The sequence below is a fragment of the Nocardiopsis kunsanensis DSM 44524 genome (assembly GCF_000340965.1).
GTDB lineage: Bacteria > Actinomycetota > Actinomycetes > Streptosporangiales > Streptosporangiaceae > Nocardiopsis > Nocardiopsis kunsanensis.
In genome coordinates, this window is the sequence record NZ_ANAY01000006.1 from 205,877 (window position 1) to 225,001 (window position 19,125).

Here is a 19,125-nt window from a genome sequence, read left to right on the forward strand (position 1 = left end):
CCGCTGCACGGCTCGAGGTCCGGGTCACGGTAGGACCAGGTGCAGGCCGAAGGCGAGGCCGAAACCGATGAAGCCGATGAGGGTCTCCATGACGGTCCAGGTCTTGAGTGTGGTCTTGACGTCCATGTTCAGGAACCGGCCGACCAGCCAGAACCCGGAGTCGTTGACGTGTGAGAGCGCGGTGGCACCGCAGGCGATGGCGATGACGATCAGGGCCAGGTCGACCCCGGAGAGACCGGAGGTGGACTGGACAGCCGGGGCGATGAGGCCCGCGGCTGTGGTGATCGAGACGGTGGCCGAGCCCTGGGCCACGCGCAGGGCCAGGGCGATGACGAAGGCCGCGAGCATGACCGGCATGCCCGTGTCGTCGAGGGTCCCGGCGAGTGCCTCACCGATACCGCTGGTCTGCAGGACGCCGCCGAACATGCCCCCGGCACCGGTGATGAGGATGATGCCGCAGACGGGGCCGAGCGCACCGCCGACGATCTCCTCCACCCGCCTGCGGGTGAAGCGGCCGGCGCTGAGCACCGCCATCGCGTACAGGACGGTGATGAGCAGGGCGATGGGGGCCTGGCCGAGCATCATCAGGACCTGGGCCCACAGGGCCTGTTCGGACACGGTCCCGGTCTCCACGGCGGTACTGACACCGGTGTTGCCGAAGATGAGCAGCATCGGCAGGACGAGGATGCTGAGCACGGTCAGCAGGTGCGGCGGGTTATCGTGCTTGACCTCGCCGTCGCCCATGACGTCGTCGGGGACGGGCAGCTCCCAGCGCCTTCCGGACCACAGGCCGAAGAGGTAGCTGGACAGGTACCAGGTGGGGACCGCCAGCAGCGATCCCACGAGCAGGGTCGTTCCCATGTCCGCGCCGAGCTCGACGGCAGCGGTGACCGGGCCGGGATGCGGGGGCACGAAGGCGTGCATGACCGCAAAGGCGCCCGCGGTGGGCAGCGCGTACATGAGGAGGGAGCCGCCGAGGCGCCGGGCGACGCTGAAGACGATCGGCAGCATCACGATGAGGCCGACGTCGAAGAAGATCGGGAAGCCGAAGATCAGTGAGGACACGCCCAGGGCGAGGGGTGCCCGTTTCTCACCGAACAGCTTGATGAGCGCCCCGGCCAGAACGGCGGCACCGCCGGTGATCTCGAGCATGCTGCCGATCATCACACCGAGGCCCACGAGCAGGGCCACGTTGGCGAGGGTCCCGCCGAAACCGTCGAGGAGGGTGGGCACCACCTGGTCGACCGGGATGCCGGCCGCCAGCGCGGTGACCACGCTGACCAGGACCAGTGCGATGAACGCGTGGACCTTGAAACGGATGATCAGGAACAACAACAGGGCGATCGCGCCGGCGGCGATCCCAAGGAGGGGTCCCGTCCCGTAGACGGGTGCGAAGTTCTCCACGGCGGAGCCTTCCGGGTGGCTGGGTCTGGGAGGAGCTCGCCCCCGGCCCCAGGGGGATGGGCATGGCCTGCCCTTGGGGCGAACTTCGAGAATGGTAATACCATTTGTGAGGTTCTGTGAACGCATAAGGATGAACAACCCGAAAGGCACGAGTGTGACCCTGGTCACATTCACCTTGGATGGGTCCGCACAGTCCCGGCGCCACGACCTGGTGTTACGGCCCGGACCAATCAAGGTCGGTCATATCGCGACGGATCACCCGCCAGAGAGCCGACCGGCTACGCACACTCGTCGCGTCCCCGGTTCCGGACGGACCTATCACCGGGACGCTCTTGCCCCCGCCTGCGTTACCGGATAGATCAGTGCGTACTCCGAGTGCCTTCGACCCCGCCCCGCTCCCCCGCGGCCGCCCCGCATGCACACGAGCACCCGGCAAGCTCCCGAGTGGACCAGGTGGCAGCCGGATTCCCCCGAGAGCATTGACAGCACACTGTCGCAATGACAGCTTTCTGACATGAATGACGACTACCGGAAGACCGTCCATCTCGCCGTCTACGATCAGCTCGCCGACTGGCAGGTCGGACACGCCACGGCCCATCTGCGCAACAGTGAGTGGCAGCCCCGGACCGGTCGGTTCGAGGTGGTGACCGTGGGCCTGAGCGGCGCGCCCGTGACCACGATGGGCGGGCTGACGGTCCTGCCCGACATCACGCTCCACCAGCTCAAGCCCTCCAGCAGCTCGATGCTGTTGCTGCCCGGTTCCTCCTGGTGGGATCAGGACCCCGAGCGCATGTCCCCGTTCGCCTCGGCCGCCGGGATCTTCCTCGACGCCGGTGTCCCCGTCGCGGCGATCTGCAGTGCCACGGCCGGGCTGGCGCGGGAAGGGCTCCTGGACCACCGCGACCACACCAGCACCACCCCTGACTACCTCCTGGCCACCGGCTACCAGGGAGCCCGCCGCCACCGGGACACCCTCACCGCGGCCGACGGCGGACTCATCACCGCAGCATCCACCGCGACACTGGAGTTCGCCCGGGCGGTCTTCGCCGAACTCGACGCGTACCCTCCCCGGGTCCTGGACGCCTGGTACCGGCTGCACGCCGAGCACGACCTCGATGCCTACCACTCCCTCCCTGAGGGGGCATGAGCGTGAGCCAGGCCCCCGGACCGGAGACATCGCTGCTCGGTGAGGCCTCGCTGACCGCCTCCCGGCTCCACGGCCGGCTCCTGGCCGCCCACGACCGCATGGCGCGCGCCTCCGGGCTCACCGCGGCGCGGTGGCAGATCCTGGAGACCGTTGCCGAACGCCCCCGGACCGTCTCCGATACCGCCCGCCACCTGGGAACACGGCGCCAGAGCGTCCAACGCATCGCCGACGCGCTCGTGGATGCCGGGCTCGCCGAGTACCTGCCCAACCCCGCACACAGCCGGGCCCGCCTGCTCAGCCCCACCGAGGAAGGGCACGAGGCACTGCGCGGCCCCGCCCCGGAACGCACCCGTATGGCCCGGGCGCTCCTGGCCGAGCTCGGCGAGGAGGAGCTCCGGCACACCCTGGCCCGGATGGAGGCCCTGTCCGAGGCCGTTGCCCGCTGGGAGCGCCGCTGAGCAGCCCGACCGCGGGCCCCGACTGCGCAGTACCGGGCCGGGGCCGCTTATCGTTGGCCTGGCACGCACGCACCCCTTCCGAGGAACAGACCCGTGATCGATCTGCGCTCCGACACACTGACCGTTCCGACCCCGCGGATGCGCGAGGCCATGGCCGGGGCCGAGGTCGGCGACGACGTGTTCGGCGAGGACCCTGCCGTCCGGGCCCTGGAGGAGGAGACCGCGTCCCTGCTGGGGAAGGAGGCCGCCCTCTACGTTCCGTCCGGCCACATGGCCAACCAGCTGGGCCTGTTCGTGGCCGCCCGCAGCGGCGAGGAGGTCTGGGCGCACGAGAAGCACCACCTCATCGGCGACGAGCAGGGCGCGGCCACCGTACTCTCGCGGGTGCTGCCGCGCTTGTACTCGGGTGACCCGTGGCCCCCCGACACCCTGTTGGAGTCCTGGGCGGCCGGTGCGGGCGAGAACGACGTGCACCGTGCCGAGCCCGCCCTGCTGTGGTTGGAGAACACCTTCAGCGGTCGGGTCCTGCCCCTGGCCGAGCAGGAGCGGGTGACCGCGTTCGCACGTGCCCACGGGATGCGCACGCACCTGGACGGTGCCCGGCTCTGGAACGCCGCGGTCGGTCTGGAGGTCCCTCCGTCCCGGGTGGCGCAGGGCTTCGACTCGGTGTCGGTCTGTTTTTCCAAGGGCCTGGGCGCCCCGGTGGGGTCGGCGCTGGCCGGCGACGCCGAGACAGTGCGGCGGGCCCGTCGGGGCCGCAAACTGCTGGGCGGGGGCATGCGCCAGGCCGGGATCGTGGCCGCGGGTGCGCTGTATGCTCTGCGCCGCCACCGCGAGCGTCTGGTCGAGGACCACCGGCACGCCTCGGACCTGGCCGGACGCATCGACGGACTGCCGGGGATCAGCGCGGAGGCCCACACGAACATGGTCCTGATCGGTGTGGCCGAGGGTAGTGGCAGGGCCCATGCGGAGGCCTTCGCCCGCCACGGGGTACGTGCGCTGGGTTCGGGCGACCGGGTGCGGATGGTACTGCGGCAGGAGATCGGGACCGAGGACGTGGCCGATGCAGCACGGGCGATCGAGAAAGCCCTCACCGATCTGTGAACGGGTAGTAATCTGGCTCGTGCGACATTGCCGTACAAGAGAGTGACAGCAGCGCAATGCCGGGACGGATCCAGTCCATCGAACGCGCCGCGGCCCTTCTGCGCTTCCTGTCGAGGGCACCGCAAGGGGTGGGCCTCGGCGAGATCTCGCGATCCTCGGGCCTGCCGAAAGGCACGACCCTGGGGATCCTGCGCACCCTGCAACACGTGGGGTTCGTGGAGCAGGACGCCGAGACCGGCCACTACCGGTTGGGCGGAGGCATGCTCAGCCTCGGCAGCCGCTACCTCGACGGGAACGAACTGCGCGCCCGGGCACTGAACTGGGCCGACAGCCTCGCCTCACTCAGCGGTGAGAGCGTACGCATCGGCACCCTCCACAAGAACCGGGTCCTGGTCGTGCACCACGTCTTCCGCCCCGACTCCAGCCGCCAGAGTCTGGACGTGGGCGGGTTGCTGCCCCTGCACGCGACCTCCCTGGGCCAGGTCCTCCTGGCCTACGACCCCTTGGCCCGCCCGGAGGATGCCGAAGAGGACCCGGCCGCGGACCTGCCCGCCTTCACGCGGCACACCATCACCTCCCCCGAGGCCTTGGCCCGACGCACGGCCACCGTCCGCGAGGCCGGCTGGACCTGGGAGGCCGAGGAACTGGTCGAGGGCGAGGTCTCGATCGCGGCACCCATCCAAGACCGCCGCGGGCTCACGGTCGGGGCCATCGGGGTGGGAGGCGCGGTCGAACGCCTGCGCGACGAGGACGGGGAGCCCGACATGCAGCAGGTCTCCTACGTGCGCGACGCAGCTCGGGCGGTCTCCCGCGAGCTGGGGGCCATCCGTTTCTGAGAACGACACACCGGCTCGCCCATGTTCGGGGCGACCGGTGGCGACGACCGACGATAGTCGTGTGTGAACCGTGTGTGATCCACGTGCCACGACTGCATTACACCGCTTGACATGGGAACTGAACTGGGACGAAACTGACGCCACTCATACGTCAATGCCGTACAACGTTCGGGGACAACTGAAGAGGCGCAGGCGTCCGTACCTTCCATCGTCACATTCTGAAGGCGAGAACCGATGAGTCAGCAGTACATCGCCGCGATCGACCAAGGCACCACGTCGAGCCGCTGCATTCTCTTCGACAGGGACGGACGCATCGTCTCCGTCGATCAACGTGAACACAGGCAGATCTTCCCCAAGCCGGGGTGGGTCGAACACGACCCCAAGGAGCTGTGGGCCAACGTCGAGGTCGTTCTCCAGGAGGCCGTCCAGAAGAGCGACATCACCCCCGAGCAGGTCGCGGCGATCGGCATCACCAACCAGCGTGAGACGACCGTCATCTGGGACAAGGAGACCGGCGAGCCGGTCTACAACGCGATCGTCTGGCAGGACACGCGCACCGACGAGATCACGCGCGAGCTCGGGGGCGATCAGGGCCAGGACCGGTTCCGTGACATCTGCGGCCTGCCCCTGGCCACCTACTTCTCCGGCCCCAAGATCCGGTGGCTCCTCGACAACGTCGAGGGCCTGCGCGAGCGCGCCGAACGCGGCGAGGTCCTGTTCGGCACCATCGACACCTGGGTCATCTGGAACCTCACGGGTGAGCACGTCACCGATGTGACCAACGCCGGCCGCACCATGCTCATGAACCTGCAGACACTGCAGTGGGACGACACAGTGCTCGAGGCCATGGGCATCCCGCGGGGGATCCTGCCGGAGATCCGCTCCTCCTCCGAGGTCTACGGGCAGGCCCGCGGATACCTGTCCGGTACCCCGGTCGCCTCGGCCCTGGGCGACCAGCACGCCGCGCTGTTCGGCCAGACCTGCTTCGACCCCGGCGACGTCAAGGGCACCTACGGGACGGGCACGTTCCTGGTGATGAACACCGGGACCGAGCCGATCCACTCCAAGAACGGCCTGCTCACCACCATGGGCTACAAGCTCGGTGAGGAGGACGCGGTCTACGCCCTCGAGGGCTCCATCGCCGTCACCGGGTCCCTGGTGCAGTGGCTGCGCGACAACCTCGGCCTCATCTCCACCGCCCCGGAGGTCGAGACCCTGGCGCGCACGGTCGACGACAACGGCGGTTCCTACATCGTCCCGGCCTTCTCCGGTCTGTTCGCCCCGCACTGGCGCAGTGACGCACGCGGTGTCCTGGCGGGTCTGACCGGCTACGTGAACAAGGGCCACATCGCCCGGGCCGCGTTGGAGGCGACCGCGTGGCAGACCCGCGAGGTCGTCGACGCGATGAACGCGGACTCCGACATCGACCTGACCACGCTCAAGGTCGACGGGGGCATGACCGCCAACAACCTGCTCATGCAGATCCTGTCGGACGTGCTCGGCGCCGAAGTGGTGCGCCCCATGGTCGCCGAGACCACCTGCCTGGGTGCCGCTTACGCCGCCGGCCTGGCCATCGGTTACTGGCCCGACATCGAAACGCTGCGCGCCAATTGGCACAAGGCCGCCGAGTGGAACGCCGAGATGGACGCCGGCAAGCGCGAAGGCGAGTACCACAACTGGAAGAAGGCCGTGAAGCGCACTCTCGACTGGGTCGAGCACGAGGACTGAGTCCTGCCCGGGCACCGTCCCCTGCGGTGACCGGGACCCCTACCCCCGGAGCGCGCTGAGGCGCTCCAGCCCGTCTCACGGCCCCGCACGGGGCGGAGGAACCCAATGGTGTATCTAGCGGAGTTCATCGGAACCGCGATCCTGACGCTGCTCGGTTGCGGCGTCGTCGCCGGTGTCACTCTGGCCAAGTCCAAGGCCAACGCGGCCGGCTGGATCGTGGTCACGTTCGGTTGGGGCATGGCTGTGGCGATGGCGGTCTACGTCGTCGGCGCCACCAGCGGTGCCCACATCAACCCGGCCGTCACCCTCGGTCTGGCCAGTATCGGCGACTTCGGATGGGCGCAGGTGCCCGGCTACATCGCCGCGCAGGTGGCGGGCGGTTTCACCGGTGCCGTCCTGGTCTACCTGGCCTACTTCGCCCACTGGAAGATCACCGACGACCCCGACGGCAAGCTCGGGGTCTTCGGTACCGCTCCGGGCGTGCGCAACCCGATCGCCAACCTCGCCACCGAGATCATCGGTACCGCGATGCTCCTGTTGGGCATCCTCGGCATCGGCGCGAACGAGGGTTCGGTCTCGGTCGAGAACGGGGCCCAGCTGACCGACTTCTTCTCGAACGGTATCGCGCCGTTGTTGACCGGTCTGCTGGTCTTCGCGATCGGCCTGTCCCTGGGCGGCCCCACCGGCTACGCGATCAACCCGGCCCGTGACCTGGGTCCGCGTATCGCGCACGCGCTCCTGCCCATTCCGGGCAAGGGCGGTTCGGACTGGGGTTACTCCTGGATCCCGATCGTGGGCCCGGTCATCGGCGGTGTCATCGGTGCCTGGATCTGGTACCTCACCGGGTTCGGTGCCTGAACCCCTCCCACACACGAAGAACGCCCCCGGCGGGACCGAGGTCCTACCGGGGGCGTTCTGTTTCGCTCATGTTCCCCGCGGGGCGGGGATCAGCGCGTCATCTCTCAGATGCCGGCGACGTTGTCCGCCTGCGGGCCACGCGAGCCCTGGACGATGTCGAACTCCACGCGCTGGTTCTCCTCCAGGTTACGGAAGCCCGTGCCCTGGATCGCGCTGTAGTGGACGAAGGCGTCCGGGCCGCCGTCGTCGGGGGAGATGAAGCCGAAGCCCTTCTCGCCGTTGAACCACTTCACAGTTCCCTGAGCCATGTTCTCTCCTTCAGCTCTTCGGGCGCGGGTGCGTCACTCACACCCGCCAATTGCCGCGAGCCGGCCCACAAGGAACCGCCCGCCGGTCACAAACTCCGCGGGCGTGTCACCAACTGCGAAATTCAACGACTAACAATCTGATCAGAATCTATCACAGACACCGGGGCCTGGCCCGGGTTTTCGTGTGGGGACAGCCACCGTGGCCACGGGAATACCCGGGACCCGGTCCCGCACCCCGCTGACCGGCCCGGATCCCGGAAGCTCCCGGCACGAGCCCCGCTCACCCCTGGTCGGCACCGACGAAGTGCCCTTCCCCGACCTCGACCATGGGCGCGGAGTCGTCGCCCTCGACCAGGGTCGGCAACCGCACCGGCTCCGGCTCCTCCGCGGCCAGCTGGGCGTCGACCTCCGCCCAGCTCCGGTGGAGCTGGGGCACGCACGAGAGCAGGTGCCGGCTGTAGGGGTGCCGCGGGTCGTCGAAGACCTCGCGGGTGGGCCCCATCTCGGCGACGGCGCCCTTGCGCAGGATGACCGTGGTGTCGCTGACGTAGGTGCCCAGGGACAGGTCGTGGGTGACGAAGAGGATGCCGAGCCCGCGTTCCTTGAGGTCGGCGAGCAGGTTGAGCACGTCGATGCGGGTGGAGGCGTCGAGCATGCTGATGACCTCGTCCGCCACCAGCATCCGGATGTCCAGCAACAGCGCCCGGGCGATGAGCAGCCGTTGGAGCTGTCCGCCGCTGAGCTGGTGCGGGTACTTGCCGAGGACGTTGTCCGGGTCCAGGCGCACCGTGCGCAGCGAGGAGACGACCCGGTCGCGCCAGTCGGCGTCGGAGACGTCCGGGAAGTAGGAGGAACGGATCATCGTCAGGACCCGGTCGGCCTTGAAGATCGGGTTGAAGCAGCTGAAGGGGTCCTGGAAGACCCCCTGCACCCGCCGGTGGTACTCCTTCTTCGCGCGAAAGCTCTTGATGGTGCTGATGTCGGTGCCCTCGAAGGTGATCCGCCCCGAGGTGGGGCGGGTCAGGCCCAGGACCATCTTGCCGAGGGTGCTCTTGCCGCTGCCGCTCTCGCCGATGAGCGAGACGACCTCGCCGGGGCGCACCGTCAGATCGACGTCGCGGACCGCGCGCTTGCGGCCGCCGCCGAAGGCGCCCACCCGGTAGACCTTGTGCACGTGACTGAGTTCGAGCACGTCACTCCTCTCCCGTCTTCCAGCACGCCGACCAGTGGCCGGGTGCGGTCTCCACGAGCGGGGGCCGCTCGACGCACTTGTCGAAGGCCATCGGGCAGCGGGCCCGGAACCGGCACCCGGTCGGCGGGTCGAGCAGGCCGGGCGGGGTGCCCGGGATGCCCTGCAGACGCTCGCCGGAGGTCGAGCCCACCTCGGGCAGGGCCGAGAGGAGCATCCGGGTGTAGGGGTGGCGGGGCTCGGAGACGATCGAGGCGGCCGGTCCCTTCTCCGCCACGTGCCCGGCGTACATCACCATGATCGTGTCGGCGATCTGGTACACGAGCGAGACGTCGTGGGTCACGAACACCATGCTGCGCACGTAGCCCCGGTCGCGGAACTCCACGAGGGACTCGGCGACCGAACGCTGGGTGGACACGTCCAGTGCGGAGGTGACCTCGTCGGCGATGAGCAGCGAGGGGTCCAGCAGGGTCGACAGGACCATGACCACTCGCTGTTTCATACCGCCGGACAGTTCGATGGGGAACCGGCGCAGCACGTCGGGTTCGAGCCCGACCAGTTCGAGGCGGCGCCGGAGCTCGTCGGCCTTGTCGGCGGGACGCACCCCGCGGGCGCGCAGGAGCTCGTCGATCATCCGGCCGATCCGGCGCGTGGGGTTGAGGGCGCTCATCGCGTACTGGGGGATGAGCGAGACCTCGTGGAAACGCAGCGGTACCATCGCCTTGTCGTCGGCGATCGGCATCTCGCGGCCGTCGAGCCGGACACTCCCGCCGGCGTGGTGCATCCGCGAGTCCAGACGGATCAGACTCTTGCCGAGGGTGGATTTCCCACAACCGGACTCCCCTGCCAGACCCATGATCTCGCCGTCCTCGAGGGAGAACGTGACACCGTCGAGGGCGTGCACGTTTCCGCGCAGGGTCCGGTAATGGACCTTCAGGTCGTTCACTTGCAGGCTCATCACAGCTCCCGCAGCTTGGGGTTGAACACTTCGTCCAATCCGACGTTGAGGATGTACATCGATCCGACGATGACGGTGATCGCCAGTCCCGGTGGAACGAACCACCACCACAGGCCCAGTTGCAGGGCGCTCCAGGCCACCGCGTTCTCCAGCATCAGTCCGAGGGAGACCCCGTCGGTGGGTCCGAGCCCGATGAAGTCCAGGCCGGCGGCGGTCAGTACGGCGCCGCCGAACAGCAGGATGAAACTCATGACCAGGTAGGAGCTCATGTTCGGGGCGATCTCGGTGGTGATGATGCGCCAGGTGCGTCGTCCGCTGAGGCGGGCCAGGTCCACGTACTCGCGTGTGGCCAGTGACAGGGCCTGGGCACGGACGGCACGGGCCGCCCAGGGCCAGGTCGTGAGGCCGATGAAGACGGCCTGGACGACGAGTCCGCGTGCGTCGAGATAGGCCACGGCGATGATGAGCACGACCAGAGCGGGCAGGACCAGCACCACGTTGGTGAGCATGTTGAGGACCTCGTCGACGATCCCGCCGCGGTAGCCGGCGAGGAACCCGATCGCGGTACCGATGAGGAAGGCGACGCCCCCGCCGAGTATCCCGATGAGGAAGGTCGAGCGGATCCCGTACACGAACTGGGCCCACACGTCCTGCCCGAAAGTGGTGGTGCCGAGCCAGTACTCGCCGCTGGGCGGCCGGCTCTGCGGTCCCACGTACTGGTTGGGGCCGTGGTCGACGAAGAGCGGTCCGATGATCCCGAGCAGCAGGAACCCGAGCACCAGCGTCAGGCCGATGAGGAGTTTGGGGTTGCGTCGGGCGAAGTGGAGGGCCTCGGAGCCCCGGCGTTCCCCGGACGGTCCGGGGGCGGATCCGGGGGTGGCCCCCGATGCTCCGGCGATATTGCTCATGAGGAGCCTCCCGTCATCTGCACCCGGGTCCGCGGATCGATCAGCACGTAGACGATGTCGATGACGAAGTTGGCGATGAGCACCCCGACGACCACGAACAGGAAGATCCCCTGGAGCAGGAAGAAGTCACGATTGTCGAGGGAGTCGAGGACGAGAGTGCCCAGGCCCGGGTAGTTGAAGACGATCTCGGTCAGCAGGGCGCCGGTGATGATGGTGCCGAGCTGCACGGCCAGGCCGGTGATCTGGGGCAGCATCGCGTTGCGGAACGCGTAGCGCCGCACGAGCCGGCGGGGTGCCCCGAGCGCGTGGAGATAGGTGGCGTAGTCGGCCTCCAGCTCGTAGATGATCATGTTGCGCATGCCGATCGCCCACCCGCCGAGCGCGACGACGAACATGGACAGGAACGGCAGGAACCAGTGGGTGATCAGGCTGGAGACGAACTCCCAGTTGGCGCCGGGGGTGAGGGCGAGGCTGTAACCGCCCGCGGTGGGGAAGACGCCGGCGACGATGCCCAGGCTCCACACCATGAGCAGTGCCAGCCACATGTACGGGGTGGCGGTGAGGACGTAACCCACCGGCAGGATGCTGTTGTCGAGAAACTTGCTGCGGGCGGCGAAGGCACCGAACCGGTTGCCCACGATCCAACTCAGGACGATCGCGGGAACCAGCAGCGCCAGGGTGAAGGGCACCGCGCGCAGGATGACGTCGACGACGGGCTCGGGGTAGAGCATGACACTGATGCCCAGGTCACCGCGGAGCAGACCGGCCCAGAAGCTCAGGTACTGCTCGTGCAGCGGTGCGTCGAGGCCGAAGACCTCGTTGTAGTAGGCGGTCATACGTTCGAGGGCTTCGGGGTCGCTGATGGATCCCCGGTTGAGCATGCTCCGGACGGGGTCGCCGGGCATGAAGCGCGGGATCATCCAGTTGATGGTCACCGCAACGATGAAGGTGAGGGCGTAGACGAAGAGTTTGCGTCCCATGTAGCGCCACACACGAACCTCCCGGTGATGGGGATGGAGGGGTGCCCCGGCCCGGTCACGGGCCGGGGCACGGCGGGCTACTGGGCGGCGGGCTCGATCTCGGCGAGGGTCCTGATGGCGCCCAGTTCGAACCAGTCGTTCCACATGGTGCCGGGGTGGTGGGGGCCGTCGGCCTCACTGGGCCAGTTGGTCCAGACGGTGTCGCTGGTCTGCGACCAGAGGCCGTTGTACCAGAGGGGGATGGCGGGGTTCTCGGCCAGCTGGATCTCCTGGATCTCGGCAGCGATCTCTGCCATGGCCTCGTCGTCCTCCGCGGGTACCTCGGCGAGCTGCTCGACCAGTCCCCAGGCCTCCTCGTTCTCGTGGCGTTGGAAGTTGGCCGTGGTCTGGTCCTCACGCAGGGGCAGTTCGAAGAGGTACTCGTAGTAGGTCCACGGGGTGTTGCTGAGCTGTACCTCGTTGTTGAGGGCCAGGTCGTACTCGCCGCTGTTGCGGTTCTCGACGAGGAGCTTCTCGTCGGGGAAGGCCGGTTCGATGTTGATGCCGACGTCCTGGGCGTTGTCGGCGATGACCCGGGCGGCCTCCATCCAGTCGGTCCAGCCCGAGGGCACCTCCAGGCTCAGGCTGATCGGGTCGCCGTCGGGGGTCTCGACGAAACCGTCGCCGTCCTCGTCGGTGTAGCCGGCCTCCTCCAGGATCTCCGCGGCCCTGTCGGGGTCGAAGGTGAAGCCCTCCTCCTCGACGAGGTCGTGGTCGATGTAGTCGTCCCATTCGGGCAGCAGGCCGGTGGGGTTCGCGGGTTCGACGAGGTTGGAGTAGGGGCCCTCGATGATCTGTTGGAGGTCGACGGTGTGGGCGAGGGCGTCGCGGAAGGCGGCGTCGCCGAGGGGCTCGCGCTCGTGGTTGGGGACGAGCCAGACCGTGTTGGCGCTGCGCATGTAGGGCGGCTCGTCGTAGTAGCTGGTGATCGCCTCGTTGCTTTCCAGGACCTGATCGATGCCGGGCAGGAAATTGTTGGACATGTCGACCTCGTTCTGGTCGAGCATGCCCATGGTGATCTCGTTGGAGGTGTTGACGATGTCGACGATGTAGCGCGGCTGCATCTCCAGGCCGAGGGCCTCGGTGCCCCACCAGGCGTCGTTGCGTTCCCAGACCATACGGTCGTCGGTGCTGGACTCGTAGGCGTAGGGGCCGGTACCGACGGGGTCCTCGTTGGGGTTGTCGGTGACCGTCTCCTCGTCCATGCCGGCCCAGACGTGGGCGGGCACGATGGCCTCGTTGTAGGCCCAGTTCATCCACTCCTGAGGCCGGTTGTCCTCGAAGGTGACGGTGACCTCGTGCTCACCGGTGGCCTCGACCGACTCGGTCATGTCGTAGATGTTGCCGTAGTGCACGGCGTCGTGAGCCCCGAGTTCGAGGGTGGCTACGACGTCCTCCGCCGTGAAGGGCTCTCCGTCGTTCCACTCCACGCCCTCGCGCAGGGTGATGACGTGGACGTTCTCCTCGGTCCACTCGTCGCTCTCGGCGAGCCAGGGTTCGTACTCGTTCTCCTCCGGGTCGTAATGGAAGAGCGACTCGTAGACCAGGCCCTTGGTGCCTACGGCGAACAGGCCGGGCATGAGGGGGTTCCAGTTCACCGGGGGTCCCCACGCGGTGCCCGTGGTGTAGAGGGTCTCGTCTCGGGGGTAGCCGCCCGTTCCTTCGTCGTCGGAGCAGGCGGTGGCGACAAGGGCCACAGCCACCAGTGCGGCCGGAAGCCGCAGGGATCTCATCTCGAATCCTCCTTCCACCCGGCGGCCCTCGGGGGGTGGATCCTCGGAGCGCCACCTGGGTTGGGAGCGCTCCCAGAGCGGGGGCGAGGGAGCCCTTGCTGAACCGGGTAAGTGACGTCAACGACAACACGGGGGCTCGAAGGGCGTCAATCCCCGACCTCTGCCTGTTACTCGCTTGTGACGCGGGACTTCGTTCCGGAGCACACGGGCGGGGTCAGCTCTCCGTGAGCGGCCCCGTGCTGTCGCGCGGCACCAACTCGCCGCGTGTGCTCTCGACGGCGTGCACCGGTTCCCCCGCCACCAGTCTGGTGAGCATCCGGGCGACCTGGGCCCCGTTGGCCTCCACGTCCCGGGACACGGCTGTGAGCGAGGGGCGCACCAGGCGGCACAGGACCGAGTCGTCCCAGGCCACGATGGAGAGCTCGTCGGGAACGGGGATCCCCATCTCCGCTGCCACCCCGAGTCCGGCCACAGCCATGAGGTCGTTGTCGTAGACCAGCGCCGTGGGGCGGTCCCGGTGCGCGAGCAGGCGCCGGGTCACCCGGGTACCCTCGTCACCGGTGTAATCGGCGTGGACCGTGGCCGCGCTCTTCAGCCCCGCCTCCCGGGCCGCCTCGGCGAAGGCCGCCGCACGCGCCCCCGTGTGCCGGAAGCACTCCGGCCCGGCCACCTGCACCGCGTTCCGGTGCCCGAGTGCCGCGAGGTAGTGCACGACCTCGTGCATCACGGCGGCGTCGTCGGTCCACAGGCACGGCAGCCCGTCGGCGCCCTCGGGACCGCCCAGGACCACCGCGGGCAGGGGGAGCTCACGCACCAGCTCCGTACGGTAGTCGCTCTCGCGCAGGTCCACGACCACGACCCCGTCGACACGCCGCTCTGCGGCCCAGCGCCGATAGGCGGCGGCCTCGGACTCCACGTCCGCGGTCACCTGGAGGAGCAGGTCCACGCCGGAGCCGGTCAGTTCGGCCTCGATCCCCGAGACCAGGCGGGTGAAGAACGGTTCGGCGCCCAGCTCACTGGCGGGACGGTCCACGACCATACCGACCGCGCCGACGAGGCCGCCGGGGGCCAGTGCGCGGGCCGGCCCGTTGGGGACCCAACCCAGATCGCGCGCGATCGTGAGGATGCGCTCACGGGTCCGGTCGGAGACCCCCGGGCGACCGTTGAGCGCGTAGGAGACGGCGCCCTTGGACACCCCGGCGGCCTTGGCGATGTCGACGATCGTCGGCCGCCGCATGAGAGCTCCCACCATTCCCACCTCCTGAACCGGTTCAGCCCACGGCTGGGAATTCTACACACGGCTCTCCCGACCGGTATCCGATCCGACGGACTGCTCAGCGCGCGGGCTGGCAGCCCGGGCACCAGTAGAGGGTGCGGCCGGCCAGTGCGGTCGCCGCGACCGGCGAGGAGCAGACCCGGCAGGGGTCACCGGTGCGATAACACACGTACAGGGTGTCGGGCCTGGGGACGGGGAGGGCGCCGGGATCGGGGCGGTCCTCGGGACGGGTGGTGATGATGCAGCCGTCCCGGACGCCGTCGCGCAGGAGGCCGCACAGGTCCTCCCACAGCTCCTCCCACTGCTCACGGGTCAACTCGCGGCCGGGGGTCATGGGGTCGATGCCGGCCCGGAACAGCGACTCTGCGCGGTAGATGTTGCCGATCCCGGCCACGATGTCCTGTCGCATGAGCAGGGCCGCCACGGTGGTGCGCGACCGCTTCACGCGTTCCCAGGCCCGCTCGGGTTCGGCGTCGGTGCGCAGGGGGTCGGGGCCGAGCTTGTCCTGCACGGCCTGTTTCTCCTCCTCGGTGACGACCTCACAGGCCGAGGGGCCGCGCAGGTCCGCCCACCCGGACGCGTTGACCATGCGGGCACGGACGGCCCCCACGGGGGCGGGCGGTACGGCAAAACCGTCGGGGTCGCGGGTCAGGTCGACCCGGGAGGCGCCCTCGGCCCGGGGCGCGCCCAGATGGCGTTCCCCGTCGGCGTCACCGAAGGTCCAGGCGCCGTACAGGCCCAGGTGCACCCGCAGCCACGCGCCGGAGTCGAAGCCGAGGAAGAGGTGTTTGCCGTGGGCCTCGCTCTCGGTCAGCACACGGCCGTCGACGAGCGCGGCGCCGTCGGTGAAACGGCCCTGGGGACTGGACACCCGTACTGCTCCCCCGCCGAAGGTCTTGTCGAAGTGCTCCGCGAGGCGGTGCAGCGTGTGGCCCTCAGGCACCCGTTCTCCTCTCCTTCCGTCCCACGACGGCCGCTGAAGGGCCGCATGCCGGAACATCCAGGGTAAACGGGGCGCACGGGCCGACCGGCCTCAGTGGGCGGAGAGGATCTCCGCGACCAGTCCCCTGCGGTCGGCGATGCAGCGCCAGGCGGGTACGACCACCACGGGATCACCGCTGGTGCGGTTGAGGTGCTCGCCGCGGGCCATGAGGTGGCGCAGGGCGGCGCCGTCCGGTTCGCGGTCCAGCAGCAGGCGCAAGCGGCGGGCCCCGAACCGGACGACGAGGTCGGCGCACCGGTCGTCGGCCTCCTGGCACAGACTGACGCGGGTCCCTGCGGCACGCAGCGCCTCGGCGAGCACGGCCACGGCGGTGTCGGGCACCACCGGTGTCCCCCTGCCGCCGGCGAGCTCGCTCAGGGGCCCGTCCCCGACGGACCAGTGGCGCCGGTCGCCCACGACGACCAGACGGCGGCGGGTGCGGGTGAGCACCGCCGACCACAGGTGGGTCATGCGCCGTACGCGACGTTCGGCAGCACTGGGCGCGTCCTCGGTCAGGACCGGGGAGAGCACCGTGACGTCCGCATCGTGTTCGGTGAGCAGATCGGGGCCGCCCACGCGGATCTCCCGGCGGGCCGGGCGGCGCAGCAGCAGGCGCCGCAACAGGACGGTCTGCGGCTGGGTGGGGGCCACGACGGCGATGCTCTCCCCGGGCGGGAGATCGGCGTCGAGCTCACTGACCACGACCGCGGCCCGGTAGGCCTCCTCACGGTTGACGTAGGAGGCGCCGGGGGCCGCTTCGCACGTGCCGGGGGCCTCACGCCACTCGTAGGAGGGCCCCCGGGCGGGCTCGGGGACGGTGCGTGCGTGCAGGCGTCCGCCGTAACAGTGGCGGGAGGCGATCCGTGCCAGGTGTGGCGGTGCATCCCACTGCTCGGTCAGCCACACGGGTGGCGGGGCGGCCTTGGCGGCGGCGGTCAGGGCCGAACCCTCGCCGTAGCGCAGCCCGTGTTCGTCGAGCCGGTCGCCGGAGACACCGGACGCGGTGAGGGCGCGGCGTTCCTCCTCCGGTTCCAGCGCGGTGTGCGGCCCGGGGTGGGCGGGGTCGCCGAGCACGACGGCACGGGCGGCACGGTAGAGCGCGGGAACGGCCTCGCACACGCGGGTACGTTCAGCACCCAGGACCACGACCAGGTCGAAGAGGCCGGCCCGCAGCGGCAGGGAGCGCACGTGGTCGGTGCGGCAGGCCCACGCAGGCAGAGTGTCCATGAGCGTGGACAGGCCGGGCCGGTCGTCACCGCGGTACCAGTTGAGGGTCTCCAGACGGTTCTCCACGGCGCTGCGTCCGCGGCGCAGGCGGGCCTCGGCGACGGTGGTCAGGCAGTCCTGGCCGGCGCGGCGGTGCTGGTCGACGGCCTCGGCGAGGTCGGTGGTGAGTTCTCCCAGGGGAGCGCAGCGGGTGCGCCTGTCGACGGCAGCGCGCCAACGGCTCTCCAGAAGGGCGAGCTCGCGCAGCCGGGCGAGGGACTCGGGGTCGGTCCGGACACCGAGTTCGCGTCGGATCAGGGCGCGGTGGCGTCGGGAGCGGAGCCCACCGCCCCGGGCACGCCGGACACGGTCGAGCCAGTGGTCGGGGCCGCCTCGCTCGGGGGTGAAGAGGGTGTCGGGGTCCCAGCCGCGTTCGACGTGGCGGGCGCGTTCCTCGGCCAGCCGGGCGAGTTCGTGGCCGCCGGAAGCCATGGTGTCCATGGCGTTCCAGGCACGGCGGACCCGTTCCCACTGGGTGGTGAGCGTGCCCCAACAGGTGGCGGCCTCTCCCCGGGCGGGGGTGGAGCGGGGCCCGCGGTTCTCGGCGAGCAGCCGGGTGAGCAGGCCGGCCTCGGCTCCGCGGTGGGCGCTTCGCCCGACCCGGACGACCGGGTGGTCGGTGTCGGTCTCCGCTCGGCGCAGGAGCCGGTCGAGTTCGGCGTCGGTGTGGGCGCAGACCAGGACCCGCTGGCCGTGGGTGACGGCCGTGCGGACGAGGGTGTCCACGGCGGTGTCGTCGCCGGTCCCGGGCGGGGCGAGGGCGACGGTGAGTTGCTCGCGCATGGCCGAGCTCACGAGATCGTACTGGTCCTGTCGGAGCGGGGCGGCGCTGACGGGCACGATGTCGCCGCCGACGGTCCTGCCGTTCTCGGTGGCCGGGGGGCCGACGAGGGCTTCCAGGGCGGTACCGCCGACCCGCTCGGGGTCGAGGCCGTGTTCGTCGGTGTGGTCGAGGTCGTCGAGCAGGCCGGTGACGCCTCCGGGGCCGCAGCCGTGGTCGGCGGGGTGTTCCTCGGGACCGGCACGGAAGAGGACGGCGACGTTGTGCGCTCCGGTGGCCGACCCCCGGGGGCAGCCCCGGGTGGCCCCGGGGACGAGGTCGTCGACGCGTTCGATCTCCAGGTGAGCCAGCAGGGCGCGGATCTTGGCCGCCAGGTCGCCGACGGCGGCGGGGCGGCGCGCGTCGCGGGGGCCTCCACCGCGTAGGCGGGCGCGGAGTTCGAAGAGGTCGTCGGGGTCGGTGAGGCCGATCCGGGCCAGGAGGGCGGCGTTGAGGTCGGGTGGCCCGACGGCGCGCACCCGGGCGCCGGGCGTGGCTGAGCGGACGGCGGACCCGGGATCGTCGGTGCTCTGCACGTCCACGGTGAGCAGCGGCAGAGCGGCCCGGTCCTCGCCCTCGCCGATGAGGACGAGTGGGTAGCCGTACCGCAGGGACTGCCCGTAACTCTGGGCGCGGCGCACCACTCGGAAGGTGTCCGGGCCGGTGGACAGGGTCTCCGCCGAGCCGCTGAAGAGGGGTTCGGGGCCTGCGGGCAGGCAGGCGCACACGTCGGTGCCGAGGTGGTCCTCGCGCACGGGGTGGTGGTGCACGCCCTCGCGGCGCACACAGGTGCGCAGGTAGGCCAGGAGCGCGCAGACCCCGGTCCGGTCCACGGAGGGTTTCCAACGCAGCGAGGCGGTGCCCACCCCGGAGCGTTCGGTCGGCATCGGCCCCGCCCCCGGCTCTGCCACGGCACCTGCCGCCGTGGGTGCCTCTTCGTCCTGCAGTGACCGCACAGTCGCTCCCGCCCCGCTCGGGTGATCAGGTGATTACCCAAGGCCCTGATCCGGTCCATTCTCCTCAAAGGCGCGGCCGTGGGCCCGGGGAACGGGAAAACCGGCCCGGATCTTTTCGGCCGGGGCCGACGGCCGCCGTACGGGCGGGCCGACCCGGAGGCTGCACCGTCCGTCC

At 69.9% G+C, this 19,125-nt stretch carries 16 protein-coding genes; 6 read left to right on the forward strand and 10 right to left on the reverse strand.

The annotated features are described in order from the left end of the window. Positions 1-24 precede the first annotated feature (24 nt). The gene (locus D456_RS0105305) at positions 25-1,404 is read right to left on the reverse strand and encodes a GntP family permease (RefSeq protein ID WP_017575122.1); all 1,380 of its coding nucleotides are present in this window, start codon (positions 1,402-1,404) and stop codon (positions 25-27) included. Between the two features lie 514 nt (positions 1,405-1,918). On the opposite strand from D456_RS0105305, the gene D456_RS0105310 reads away from it, so the two are divergent. From D456_RS0105310 to D456_RS0105335, 6 genes are all read left to right on the forward strand, one after another. Beyond that, positions 1,919-2,551, forward strand: coding sequence for a DJ-1/PfpI family protein (locus D456_RS0105310; protein WP_017575123.1), 633 nt, complete (start codon positions 1,919-1,921; stop codon positions 2,549-2,551). Beyond that, entirely contained in the window at positions 2,548-3,009 is a 462-nt protein-coding gene (locus tag D456_RS0105315; protein ID WP_017575124.1) for a MarR family winged helix-turn-helix transcriptional regulator, read from the forward strand. Before D456_RS0105310 ends, D456_RS0105315 begins: the two co-directional genes overlap by 4 nt. Before the next feature lie 93 nt (positions 3,010-3,102). Next, positions 3,103-4,113: a threonine aldolase family protein gene (locus tag D456_RS0105320; RefSeq protein WP_017575125.1), complete on the forward strand. Its 1,011-nt coding sequence runs from the start codon at positions 3,103-3,105 to the stop codon at positions 4,111-4,113. Between the two features lie 56 nt (positions 4,114-4,169). Beyond that, complete coding sequence (locus tag D456_RS0105325) at positions 4,170-4,949, forward strand: IclR family transcriptional regulator (RefSeq protein WP_017575126.1); 780 nt, start codon at positions 4,170-4,172, stop codon at positions 4,947-4,949. Between the two features lie 234 nt (positions 4,950-5,183). Beyond that, complete coding sequence (glpK, locus tag D456_RS0105330; protein ID WP_017575127.1) at positions 5,184-6,677, forward strand: glycerol kinase GlpK; 1,494 nt, start codon at positions 5,184-5,186, stop codon at positions 6,675-6,677. Positions 6,678-6,782: 105 nt separating this feature from the next. Further along, complete coding sequence (locus tag D456_RS0105335; RefSeq protein WP_017575128.1) at positions 6,783-7,535, forward strand: MIP/aquaporin family protein; 753 nt, start codon at positions 6,783-6,785, stop codon at positions 7,533-7,535. A gap of 104 nt (positions 7,536-7,639) precedes the next feature. Here the strand turns inward: D456_RS0105335 and D456_RS0105340 are convergent, their stop codons facing one another. The 9 genes from D456_RS0105340 to D456_RS0105380 form a co-directional block, all read right to left on the reverse strand. Then, entirely contained in the window at positions 7,640-7,843 is a 204-nt protein-coding gene (locus D456_RS0105340; protein WP_017575129.1) for a cold-shock protein, read from the reverse strand. Between the two features lie 280 nt (positions 7,844-8,123). Beyond that, positions 8,124-9,035 (reverse strand): ABC transporter ATP-binding protein, encoded by a 912-nt coding sequence (locus tag D456_RS0105345; protein WP_017575130.1) that lies wholly within the window; start codon positions 9,033-9,035, stop codon positions 8,124-8,126. Position 9,036: 1 nt separating this feature from the next. Beyond that, positions 9,037-9,990 carry an ABC transporter ATP-binding protein gene (locus D456_RS0105350; RefSeq protein WP_017575131.1) on the reverse strand — a complete coding sequence of 318 codons (954 nt, stop codon included), beginning with the start codon at positions 9,988-9,990 and terminating at the stop codon, positions 9,037-9,039. Beyond that, entirely contained in the window at positions 9,990-10,898 is a 909-nt protein-coding gene (locus D456_RS0105355; protein WP_017575132.1) for an ABC transporter permease, read from the reverse strand. Before D456_RS0105355 ends, D456_RS0105350 begins: the two co-directional genes overlap by 1 nt. Next, complete coding sequence (locus tag D456_RS0105360) at positions 10,895-11,890, reverse strand: ABC transporter permease (protein WP_017575133.1); 996 nt, start codon at positions 11,888-11,890, stop codon at positions 10,895-10,897. Before D456_RS0105360 ends, D456_RS0105355 begins: the two co-directional genes overlap by 4 nt. Before the next feature lie 65 nt (positions 11,891-11,955). After that, positions 11,956-13,650, reverse strand: a complete 1,695-nt coding sequence (locus tag D456_RS0105365) for an ABC transporter substrate-binding protein (protein ID WP_017575134.1) — start codon at positions 13,648-13,650, stop codon at positions 11,956-11,958. Positions 13,651-13,864: 214 nt separating this feature from the next. Then, positions 13,865-14,887 carry a LacI family DNA-binding transcriptional regulator gene (locus tag D456_RS0105370; RefSeq protein WP_026115591.1) on the reverse strand — a complete coding sequence of 341 codons (1,023 nt, stop codon included), beginning with the start codon at positions 14,885-14,887 and terminating at the stop codon, positions 13,865-13,867. 97 nt (positions 14,888-14,984) lie between these two features. Then, a complete protein-coding gene (locus D456_RS0105375) occupies positions 14,985-15,869 on the reverse strand; it encodes an Fpg/Nei family DNA glycosylase (protein ID WP_017575136.1) in 885 nt (294 codons plus the stop codon). A gap of 90 nt (positions 15,870-15,959) precedes the next feature. Further along, entirely contained in the window at positions 15,960-18,950 is a 2,991-nt protein-coding gene (locus D456_RS0105380; RefSeq protein ID WP_026115592.1) for an AAA domain-containing protein, read from the reverse strand. Between the last annotated feature and the right edge of the window lie 175 nt (positions 18,951-19,125).